The organism is Pseudomonas chlororaphis subsp. aurantiaca, assembly GCF_013466605.1.
In the GTDB taxonomy this organism is placed as follows: Bacteria; Pseudomonadota; Gammaproteobacteria; order Pseudomonadales; family Pseudomonadaceae; genus Aquipseudomonas; species Aquipseudomonas chlororaphis_I.
On the sequence record NZ_CP059162.1, the window covers coordinates 3843816 to 3855059 of the forward strand.

Annotated in this window: 6 protein-coding genes and 2 pseudogenes; 3 read left to right on the forward strand and 5 right to left on the reverse strand. The window is 58.2% G+C overall.

Annotated features, from left to right (window positions below):
- Positions 1–54: 54 nt before the first annotated feature.
- Both H0I86_RS17470 and H0I86_RS17475 read right to left on the reverse strand, forming a co-directional pair.
- Positions 55–1206 (reverse strand): PQQ-dependent sugar dehydrogenase, encoded by a 1152-nt coding sequence (locus H0I86_RS17470; protein WP_180921452.1) that lies wholly within the window; start codon positions 1204–1206, stop codon positions 55–57.
- A gap of 67 nt (positions 1207–1273) precedes the next feature.
- A complete protein-coding gene (locus tag H0I86_RS17475; RefSeq protein WP_180921453.1) occupies positions 1274–1639 on the reverse strand; it encodes a hypothetical protein in 366 nt (121 codons plus the stop codon).
- Positions 1640–1855: 216 nt separating this feature from the next.
- Between H0I86_RS17475 and ku the strand changes: the two genes are divergently transcribed.
- Entirely contained in the window at positions 1856–2719 is an 864-nt protein-coding gene (gene ku / locus H0I86_RS17480) for a non-homologous end joining protein Ku (protein WP_180921454.1), read from the forward strand.
- 32 nt (positions 2720–2751) lie between these two features.
- Positions 2752–5283 carry a DNA ligase D gene (ligD, locus tag H0I86_RS17485; protein WP_180921455.1) on the forward strand — a complete coding sequence of 844 codons (2532 nt, stop codon included), beginning with the start codon at positions 2752–2754 and terminating at the stop codon, positions 5281–5283.
- An 86-nt stretch (positions 5284–5369) separates the two neighbouring features.
- Here the strand turns inward: ligD and lpxO are convergent, their stop codons facing one another.
- Both lpxO and H0I86_RS17495 read right to left on the reverse strand, forming a co-directional pair.
- A complete protein-coding gene (lpxO, locus tag H0I86_RS17490; protein WP_124313521.1) occupies positions 5370–6269 on the reverse strand; it encodes a lipid A hydroxylase LpxO in 900 nt (299 codons plus the stop codon).
- Positions 6270–7944: 1675 nt separating this feature from the next.
- Positions 7945–8193, reverse strand: a pseudogene (locus H0I86_RS17495) (IS110 family transposase); the annotation flags it as partial.
- A 407-nt stretch (positions 8194–8600) separates the two neighbouring features.
- On the opposite strand from H0I86_RS17495, the pseudogene H0I86_RS32500 reads away from it, so the two are divergent.
- Positions 8601–8791 (forward strand): annotated as a pseudogene (locus tag H0I86_RS32500) (IS110 family transposase); the annotation flags it as partial.
- Positions 8792–9629: 838 nt separating this feature from the next.
- On the opposite strand, the gene H0I86_RS17500 reads toward H0I86_RS32500, so the two are convergent.
- The gene (locus H0I86_RS17500; RefSeq protein WP_180921456.1) at positions 9630–10919 is read right to left on the reverse strand and encodes a hypothetical protein; all 1290 of its coding nucleotides are present in this window, start codon (positions 10917–10919) and stop codon (positions 9630–9632) included.
- Between the last annotated feature and the right edge of the window lie 325 nt (positions 10920–11244).

Sequence of the window (11244 nt, forward strand, 5' to 3'; positions counted from 1 at the left end):
CGCCGCTTCGCGGCTATCGCGAGCAAGCTTCGCTCCTACAGAAGAGGGCCTGGATTATTCCAGGCCGACCTTGTACAGCGTGCCCTTGTCCTCGTCGGTCAGCACATACAGATAACCGTCCGGCCCCTGGCGCACGTCGCGGATGCGCTCCTTGAGTTCGCTCAGCAGGCGCTCTTCGTGGCCCACCTTGTCGCCGTCGAATTGCAGGCGGATCAGTTCCTGGGAAGCCAGGGCGCCGATAAACAGGTTGTGTTGCCAGGCCTTGAAGCGGTCGCCATCGTAGAAGGCCATGCCGCTGATAGCGGGAGACTTCTCCCAGACATGCCGCGGCCCCACGGTGCCTGGAGCGGTCTTGCCCTGGGCTTCGGGAATCGGCGCACCGGAATAGTTGATGCCGTGGGTCGCCAGGGGCCAGCCGTAGTTCTTGCCCCGCTCGATCAGGTTGATTTCGTCGCCGCCCTTGGGCCCGTGCTCGTTATCCCACAGGGTGCCGCTCCAGGGGTTGAGCGCCGCGCCCTGGGGGTTGCGGTGGCCGTAGGACCAGATTTCCGGGCGCACGCCCGGCTGGCCGACGAAGGGGTTGTCCTGCGGGATCCGGCCGTCCGGATACAGGCGCACGATCTTGCCCTGCAGCTTGTCCAGGTCCTGGGCGGTCGGGCGCTCGTTGTTTTCCCCCAGGGTGATGAACAGGTAGCCGTCGCGGTCGAACACCAGGCGCGAACCGAAATGGTTGCCGGTGGAGAGCTTGGGCGTCTGGCGGAAAATCACCTGGAAATCCTTGAGTGTCTTCAGATCCTCGGACAGCCGCCCTCGCCCCACCGCCGTCCCCGCCGTGCCGCCCTCGCCGCCGCCTTCGGCATAGGACAGGTAGACCAGGCGGTCCTGCTTGAAGTCCGGCGACAGCACCACATCCAGCAAGCCGCCCTGGCCCTTGGCCCAGACCTGCGGCACGCCGCCCAGGGGCGCCGAGAGCTTGCCGTCGGTGCCGACCAGCCGCAGGTTGCCCGGCCGTTCGGTCACCAGGATGCCCTGGCGGTCCGGCAGGAACGCCAGGGCCCAGGGATGATCCAGGCCCTCGACCACCGGGGTCACGCTCAGCGGGCCCTGCTCGCTCTGCAACTGTTGGCGGGTGGCGGCCGCGGCCGGTAGCGCGCTGCTCAGGACAAGGCTGGCGCAGACTGTCGCCAAGAGGGTTTTACGCAACATGCACGATTCCTTCTGTCGATAAAAAGGTTTCCACCCGGAGCCGGCATCGGCCTCGGGCGGTCAGCGTTTATCGCTGCTGTTGGTTACGCGGTGGGGTCACGGGTGTCGGATCGATGATCCGTGGCTGGGTGATGGTGCGCGGGTAACCGTTGCCGATGCCGCCGTTCTCCAGGGTCGGAGGGCGTTGCACCGGTACCGGATTAACCCCACGGACAGCTGGGGCACTCGGCTGGGTGCCCTGCATGCTGTTGGGGTTGGCCCGGCGAATCGGGCTGTTGTAGGGATTGTTGTTACTGCTGCCGGGCAGGTTCTGCGCCAGCAGCATGGCGGGCGCCGGGCTGCTGTCCGCGTGCGCCTGGGGCGCGGCGAACGCCGCGGTGCTGGCCCAACTCATCAATGCGAAAGCGGCAAGACCGCGAAGCAGGCTGTTCATGACGACCCTCTTGGATGGCGACGAGTTATCGCATTCGAGTCCAGGCTACGTCGCAGGTTCGGCCTTGTTAATTAAATAATCCGCCAGACATGTAACACGAGTTATCGGCTTGCCCCCTGCAGCCCGGCACCCCGGGGAAACTTTCGCGCCACGCCACGGGTCACCTGAAAACCAGTCGCTGCATAGCGATTCCACAGTCAATACGGGGACAGGCTCATGGCACGGGCAATCTGGAAAGGCGCGATCAGTTTCGGCCTGGTTCACATTCCGGTGGCGCTGGTCTCGGCGACCTCTTCCCAGGGCGTCGACTTCGACTGGCTGGACCAGCGCACCATGGACCCGGTGGGTTACAAGCGGATCAACAAGGTCACCGGCAAGGAAGTCACCAAGGAACATATCGTCAAGGGCGTGGCCTACGAAAAAGGCCGCTATGTGCTGCTCAGCGAGGACGAGATCCGCTCGGCCCACCCGCTGTCGACCCAGACCATCGATATCTTCGCCTTCGTCGACAGCCAGCAGATCCCACTGCAGAACATCGACACCCCCTACTTCCTGGCCCCGGACAAGCGTGGCGGCAAGGTCTATGCGCTGCTGCGCGAAACCCTGCAGAGCACCTCGAAAGTCGCCCTGGCCCTGGTGGTGTTGCACACCCGCCAGCATCTGGCGGCGCTGATGCCGCTGGAGTCGGCGCTGGTGCTGGTAATGCTGCGCTGGCCGGCCGAGGTGCGCAGCCTCGACGAACTGGCCCTGGGGCCGGAGGTGACCCAGCCGGACCTGACCAAGGGCGAACGGGACATGGCCAAGCGCCTGGTGGCGGACATGAGCACCGACTGGCAGCCGGAGGAATACCGCGACAGTTTCACCGACAAAATCATGGCCCTGGTGGAGAAAAAGGCCCAGGCCGGCAAGATCGAGGACGTGGAAAGCAGCACCGGCGAAGAGCAACGCAAGAGCGCCGATGTCATCGACCTGACCGAGATGCTCAAGCGCAGCCTGGGAAGCAGATCCAGGAGCAAGGCGCCCGCCAGCCCGGACAAACCCGGCAAGACCAGGAAAACCACGAAGAGCTCCCGCGCCTGAACCGCGCGGCTCGCCACACGAGGTAGTCGGTCATGGCCAGATCCTTGAGTGAATACCAGCGCAAGCGCAACTTCGCGATCACTTCCGAGCCGGCGGCGGACCAGCCCTCCGGCCAGTCCGGCCAGTCCGCCAAGGCCGCCTCGGCCCTGCGCTTCGTGATCCAGAAGCACGATGCGCGCAACCTGCACTACGACTTTCGCCTGGAACTGGGCGGCAACCTGAAAAGCTGGGCGGTGCCCAAGGGCCCGAGCCTGGACCCCAGGCAAAAACGCCTGGCGGTGCATGTCGAAGACCACCCGCTGAGCTATGGCAATTTCGAAGGCAGCATCCCCGCCGGGCAATATGGCGCCGGCGACGTGATCGTCTGGGACCATGGCGTCTGGCAACCCCATGACGACCCCGACGCCAGCTACCGGGCGGGCAAGCTCAAGTTCACCCTGATCGGCGAGAAGCTCGGCGGCGACTGGACCCTGGTGCGCACCCATATGCGCGGCAGCGGCGACAAGGAACAGTGGCTGCTGATCAAGGAGCAGGATGCCCAGGCGCGGCCGAGCGACGAGTACGACGTGGTCCAGGCCCTGCCCAGGAGCGTGCTCAGTGGTGCCACGGTGGGCGCCAAGCCCCAGGCCGCGAAAAAAACCGAGAAGAAGCCGCCAAGGAAAAAGACCGTGGTCCTGCCGCGAAGCCTGGCGCCGCAACTGGCGACCCTGGTGGACAAGGCGCCCAGCGGCGACTGGCGCTATGAGATCAAGTTCGACGGCTATCGGGTCCTGGCGCGGATCCAGGGCGACGAAGTACACCTGCTGACCCGCAACGGTCACGACTGGACCAGCCGCCTACCCCAACAAGCCAAGGCCTTGGCCGCCCTGAAGCTCAAGGACAGCTGGCTGGACGGTGAAATGGTAGTGCTCAACGACGAAGGCCTGCCGGACTTCCAGGCATTGCAGAACGCCTTCGATATCGGCCGCAGCGTGGACATCATCTATTACCTGTTCGATGCGCCCTTTCTGCAGGGCGAGGACCTGCGCGAAACGCCGCTGGAAGAACGCCGTCAGGCGCTCAAGCAGGTGCTCGGGCGCAAATCGAGCAAGGTCCTGCGCTTTTCCGAAGCCTTTGCCGCCCATCACCAGGACATCCTCGAAAGCGCCTGTGCCCTGTCCCTCGAGGGGGTCATCGGCAAGCGGGCCGGCAGCCCCTATGTGTCGCGCCGCAGCGCCGACTGGATCAAGCTCAAATGCCGGCTGCGCCAGGAGTTCGTGGTGGTCGGCTACACCCGTCCGCAAGGTTCGCGCAGCGGTTTTGGCGCCCTGCTGCTGGGGGTCAACGACGCGAGCGGGCTGGTGTACGCCGGCCGGGTCGGCACCGGTTTCGACCAACAGACCTTGAAGCAGCTGTATGAGCGGATGCAGGAACTTGAGCGGGATTCATCGCCCCTGGCCAAGCCCCTGACCGCGGCCCAGGCCTGCGGCGTGCACTGGATCGAACCGCAACTGGTGGCCGAAGCCGAGTTCGCCGAGTGGACCCGCGAACAGGTGGTGCGCCAGGCTGCCTTCATCGCCCTGCGCAGCGATAAGCCGGCCAGCGAAATCGTTCGCGAGCGGCCACAGACCTCCAAGACCGTCGAGACCCGCAGCCGGAGCACGCCCGCCCGTTCGGATAAGTCGGCCGCCCACAGCGTCGCCGGGGTCAGGATCACCCATCCGGAACGAGTCATCGACCAGCAGTCCGGCACCACCAAATTGCAACTGGCGCAGTTCTACGCCAGCATCGACGAGCAGATCCTGCCGCACCTGCGCGACCGGCCGGTGTCGTTGCTGCGGGCGCCTGAGGGAGTGGAAGGCGAGCAGTTTTTCCAGAAACATGCCGAGCGCCTGGCCATTCCCAATATCCGTCACCTCGACCCGGCGCTGGACCCCGGCCACGCGCGACTGATGGAAATCGACAGTACTTCGGCGCTGATCGGCGCGGTGCAGATGGGCACCATCGAGCTGCACACCTGGGGCGCGACTCACGATCAGATTGAAACCCCGGACCTGTTCGTGCTCGACCTCGACCCGGACCCGGCCCTGCCCTGGAAAAGCATGCTGGAAGCCACCCAACTGACCCTGTCGGTGCTCGATGAGCTGGGCTTGCAGGCCTTCCTGAAAACCAGCGGCGGCAAAGGCATGCACCTGATCGTGCCGCTGGCGCGCAAGGCCGACTGGGAAACGGTCAAGGGCTTCGCCAAGGCCGTCGCGCAGTTCATGGCGCAGCAGTTGCCGGAACGCATCACCGCGACCATGGGCCCGAAAAACCGGGTCGGCAGGATCTTCGTCGATTACCTGCGCAACACCCGCGGCGCCAGCACCGTGGCCGCCTATTCGGTACGGGCGCGCCCGGGACTGCCGGTCTCGGTGCCTATCGCCCGGGATGAACTGGGCGATGTCCGGCATGCCCAGCAGTGGAATGTGGCGAACCTGAGTCAGCGCCTGGAGGCCTTGACCGAGGATCCGTGGCACGGCTACGCCCATCGGCAGCGGATCACCGCGAAGATGTGGCAGCAATTGGGGGCGGACAAGCCTTGAGAAAATGATGGCGGGCAAGCCTCGTTCCTGCAGAACCCCTGCAGGAGCGAGGCTTGCCCGCGATCAGCGATTCGCCGGGCGGCGAATCAGATGAAGATGAACAGCAGCAACAGCGCAGCGAAGATCGCCCACTTTTCCAGGTAATAAAGCTTGCGGTTGCGCTTTTTCAGCTCTTTACCGCGCAGGCGGATCTTGTACAGCTTGGTGAAGGCGCGGTTCAGGCCCCCGGTGCGGTCGCCGGCATCGTTGGGCGCACCGGCGGCGGCCATCACGGTGCGGCTGAACCAGCGGTTGAAAGCGGCGGCCCAGCGGTACTTCATCGGCCGCTCGACGTCACAGAACAGGATGATGCGGTTCTGCTCGGTGGTGTTTTCCGCGTAGTGGATGTAGGTCTCGTCGAACATCACCGCTTCGCCGTCGCGCCAGTGATACTTCTCACCATCGACATTGATGTAGCAACCGGCGCTGTTGGGCGTTTCCAGGCCCAGGTGGTAACGGTAGGAACCGGCATAAGGGTCGCGGTGGCGCACCAGCTTCGAGCCCGGCGGCAGTTCGGCGAACATCGCCGCCTTGATCGAGCCGATGCTCTGCACCAGCTCGGTGGTCCGCGGGCACAGCTTCATCGCCGAAGGATGGCTGTCGCCGTACCACTTGAGGTAGAAGCGCTTCCAGCCGGTCTTGAAGAACGAGTTGAAGCCGACGTCGTCGTACTGCTCCGAACGCTTGATCTCCCCGGCCCTGAGCAGGCTCTGGCCCTCGGCGCGGATTTCTTCCCAGTGGGCCTGCAACGGGCTCAGGTCGGGAAAGTCGGCCGGATCGAGGTACGGGCGGTTGGGGATCTTCGAGAACAGATAAAGGAAGCAGTTGATCGGGGCCAGGAACGTCGAGTGATCACTCAGCTGACGGCCCAGTTTATGGCGCACGCGACCACGCAGGTGCACATACGCAATGGATAAAACGTAAACAGCGGCAATGATGAGTTTCACGGAAATCGTCACATGTCAGAAGAGAACATACTGCGCCCCCATGTGGGCCACCTGGGCCGAGGGGTCATGTGCAGCGTCCGAAAGCGATAAGAGGTCCTGAAGGCACGTCCCTGAGCCCATGCCAATGATGGCATGTGGCAACTGGTCGGCATTTTAGCCACAGTTTGTAACCAAAGGTTAACTCCGATTTGTGAAAATGTGTCCGCCCACGGTGCCACGACCTAAGTCGCATTGCCCGGGACAAATCCGCAGCGGCGACTTTTACAACGGCTGGCGCTGAGCCGCCTGGATGAAAAATCCGTGGCTCGCCGTCATACAACTGCCGGCGCACATATGCGACAATGCGCGCCAAATTCCAACATGACCTCCCACCTTTATTGCCCAGCAACTTGGCCATAGCGTCCAGATGTTGCTGTCTACTTATGCTCGCTGGCTCGACTCTGGCGATGACCGGGGCGAAATGGAAACGCTCCAAACTGCCCCGGGAATGGCCCAAGAGCCAACACGATGCTCGCAACCCCTTGATAGGTAAAGTAATTGATCTCCACAGCTAACATCACGATGCGATCTTGGATGCATTGTGATGCGGTCACAAGCGTAGGAAAATCAATGGGTTAGCTCACACAGGATCGCACGAGAATGCATCTTTAAGCGGTCCCTGGTATCAAAATCGGTATCAGATCTTGCCCCGCTCTTCTTCGACTTACCAAGGGAGCAACACCTCCTTGGCAAGTCGTTTGTACGCGGCGAATATGGCATCCGCCCTCGCAAACAAGTCATATAAATCCTTTTAAACACATGGGATTTTAAGTCCGACATTAATTTGATATGAACTGGTCAAGTAATTCTGGACACCAGTTAAGGTTTTCACGCCTCCAGTTTCTCCGTAGCTACCGGCGATCGGTAATCGTTGTAGCTATCGAGCCTGACATTGTTGTAGCACATCACGTAGCGCTGCACATCCACCTGGGCCTTATGCTCCGAGCTGTAGCCCGTTTCAGGCACTCACTCTGACTTCAGGCTTTCGAAGAAACGTTCCATCGGAGCGTTAACCCCATACGCAGGACAGGACACTCAAGATGCAGTACAAGGCTCCTATCAGGTCGCAGACGCAGGACCCGGCAATGCCAGGGAACATCAGCGTCCAACCGACAGGTCAACGCAAAGGCACTCTATTGGCCAATCCCAGCACGGGTCAGATTGGGCTGTCGCTCCTTAAGCATAGTGAACTGAGTATCCCAGCACTCGCCTTTACGACTCATGCTTTGCCGATGGCCATGCCTGAGCAGTTCATTCCTGAACTTATGGCTGGTGTACTGACAGCCTTGATCCGAGTGAAAAAGAACATCTTTGGGTCGACCTCGCAGTTCGACGTCCATTCACAGGGCCTCGCAGGTCAGCGAGGCATCGGAGATCATCGAAAACGACCAACCCACGATCGGCGGGCGAACAGATCCTGAACCGCGGCGAAATACATACACCGTGTACCGACCTTGATGTACGTCACGTCGCCACACCTCGTTGATCGCAGTGACATCAATCTGGCTCTTGAGTACATGTGTGCCACCAGCGTTTCCACGCCGGATGATTTGTACTTGTGACGCCTGCGCTCACGGCTGGAGATGCCGGCTTCGCGCATCAAACTTCGCGCTATGTACCTTCCGACACGATGTCCTTAAGAAACACCTTCAGCCGGCTGAAGCGTAAAGCCAAATTCGGCAGCGCGTCGGTGTAGACCTTTCACTACTCGCTCCCGATATTTTTGCTCATAGTGATCGGCCTCCGGGTCTTGATATTTCATGCCGAAACGCATGGCGTTATAGAACAGGATCGCGATCTTTCGAGCAGTCGCAGTGGTCGCCTTTGCTTTGCTGGTTAAAATCGCGAGACGCCGATAGAACGCTCCCAATGCCGTGCTCGTTCTAGCGCCGGGGAGGCGTTTTTTTAGGATTTCGATATCCCGATCCTTTTGCCTGAACAAAGCCTTGAGCTCCTGGATTTCCAGCTGGAGCATCTGCAACACCAATTGCGCCTCCAACAGTTGGCCGCGCTTTTCAAGAATCAGTGAATGCAGCGCAGTCCCTCGTTACTCTGGATGAGTAAATCACTTAGTTGGATAAAGAGATGGCTGGCCAACTGGCTGACGATGATCCGGCAGTCGTTTGTTGAGTATGCTCGGAGTCAGCCCGCCCCCCCAGCCTGCTAGTTGTCGAAATGGGTGATGATAAACAGTTCGGAGGTCGAAATTTCGGCCTCCATCGGCTTGGTACTCAAGCAGTACAGCATCGACGGCGGCCCCAACTTGAAGAGGATCAGCATGCGAGATTTCGGTGCACCAGGGTTTACATTCAGGAGCTGGAGACTCAAAACGGGGGCTGGCCAATTGGGTACGCTTATTGCTCCAGCGACGACACTCGAATGTAGAGACATGCGCTTTGGCCAATAAACTGGAGCGAATTGCCTGGGCAATGTCCGCTCACCATTCACAGTATGACGCGAGGTCAGGCGCCTTGAACATCTGACCTCGTGATTGAGAATAACAGTGATGGGACAATGCCCAGAGTATTTTTCGTTCCAGTTTTAAGGCAGGCTTCTAAATCATTCTCTCCCGTGCTTTTTGGGGGGGAGTTATTACCGTCTCTGGAAAGTAGATCATGGCAAACGATTCAATTTTTTGAACTCTGGGTGAGTCTATTGCTCTGACCCAAAAAATATATTTCAGCTGTCTCAAACACTTGAGAAAATTGCCCCTTCGGCTTGGCTAAAACCCTTCAACAAAAACTGCTCAGGCTGTATGCCACAACTGTTACAAACAGCAATATACCAGCCTACATGAACAATTACACCCCCCCCTTCTTCCGCTTGCTCTTGTGGGGAAAAATGAGCTTTGCTCGAAAACTAAAATCCAATGACTTATAGTGCTTATTACTGGACACAGTGGAACGGCACTGCCGTCTTTTTTACGAAAACGTCAGCACTCATTAGTAATTAAATCACCTTAGGTACTTATGATTCCCGCCATCTTGGATATCCGAAGATGCTCATTTGGAGCGGGCAATTACTATCTGATTCGCCACTGTGTAAGGAGTCGTTGTTTGTACTCTCCTCTATAAATTCACTTCCTGCATTTTCAACACTCATCTCAACAGTGGCACGGGAACGAATACCACTCCTGTGATAAGTTATAAAAAGTGCACACTGAGTGTTCAAAAAAACCAGTTTTTGGCGATGACTTGCTATCTGACGCCATTACCGAATCTGGTATAAAATATGACGATACCTTGTCGGCGGTATTACTTTGTGAAGGATGAGCAATCACTTTCGCAAAAGCCATCCCGCGGCAAAGCAGCGTCGAAATTTTTATTGCCTGAGAGTGTCAATCCTTATCATATGCTCCTCATCGTTACTGTTAATATCAAGCTTCACATCCAAAGTAATCCAATTCCCGCAACCATCGACTACATCAATTTTCGCGTCCCGGCGAGTTGTTCCTATCCCAGAGGCATTCCCTTTCGCGCGAATGGCAAATACCACTGTCATTTCATTGTTGCTCGGCTGACGAGCACCGTAAGTTCGCATCAAGTATAGCATACGCGCCGCTTCGGGATCATTCCCCTCATAATGGCAATTCACATAATTGCTAACCGGACCTCTAAAGCCAGTTGAAAGGTTCATCATCATACTTCCACTTTTTTTCCCCATATACCCCGTCGACAGTAACAAATTATTATTATGCATGTAAGCTTGATAGACGGGGACGGGTCTAAGCGTACCAGGGAGTTGCAAAGAAATATAATAATTTTTAACTTGCTCTATCCGAAGGTCCCAAGTGTCTTGGTCACTGTGTACCAACACGTTGCGCTCTACTAACCCGTTCCCCTTAACATAGTTAGGCTGATTGACCGAGCGCAGCTGGACACAGCTGTTAAAACGCCCGGCCTGTCCGGCGCCGCCGTAAGGCACCTCCGGGTAATTGGTCCGGAACTCCACCCCATTAAAACTCACCTTCACTGCAAAGCGGTCAACCCGCCCTCCGATATTGCCCTGATTGCATAGATAGACATTAAATTGCTGATAAAGCACCTCGCCGCCGTCCGGAGACAGTAAGCACGTCCAGACCGGTGATGAGGGTGGTTGAAAATATACCTCGGAAGCCTGGCCCGGGCTGACCTCCGGAGCTGGGCACTGGACACTCGCACAGTCTTCTCCCGTACCTGAAGTCATTTCTTCTTCCAGCGTCAGGCTTTCATCAAACCGCTGGTAACGGGTGATTTCCCACTCTTTCGTCACTGGCGGCCAGCGCCCGGCCAGAGCGGTGTAAGGAATAATTTCAACCTTTGCATTAGCAGGCAACTCAGTCACTTGCCCATCTGCATCATGCGCCCGCAGTGTCACAATAAAACGTGAGACCTGACCGGAATAATATATGCTCCCGTCATTCAGTTCCTTCGCGTTGTTGTACAATCGGGCGGTTGCATTCTGTTGCCCCTGGAACGCCTCCGTTTCCAACAGTAAATAACTCAGCGTTGTGGCCGGGCCGCGCGTGGACTGTGGCCTAATGTTTTCCAGCCATTTTTTAGCTTCTTCTTCATTCGTCGGCAGGGGCTGGGGCCAGGGGGATAGTGCATTTGGTACGGTATTATCAGTCATGGGGAACTCCTTTTCTTTACCGATGTTAGAGGTCTGATCGGCCAGCTCGGGTGTATGCCAACCGAGGTTACGAACATTAGTATCATCCACCAGCGACCGCCATTCCTTGTCGCTGTTTTTTTAAACAAGATCACTACCCTGCACGAAACACCACCGTCACCGAAAGCAATAAGTAGCATTAATATGTGCTGTATCAAACACATACGCATGCATGATCAATTGGGACAACTGCTCCACCCTGCTTGTCCGAAACTGTTCTTTATGGAGTGCGCTCACATTTATCACTTAACCATCACACTTTTTTGTAACTTGTCATAGGAATGAC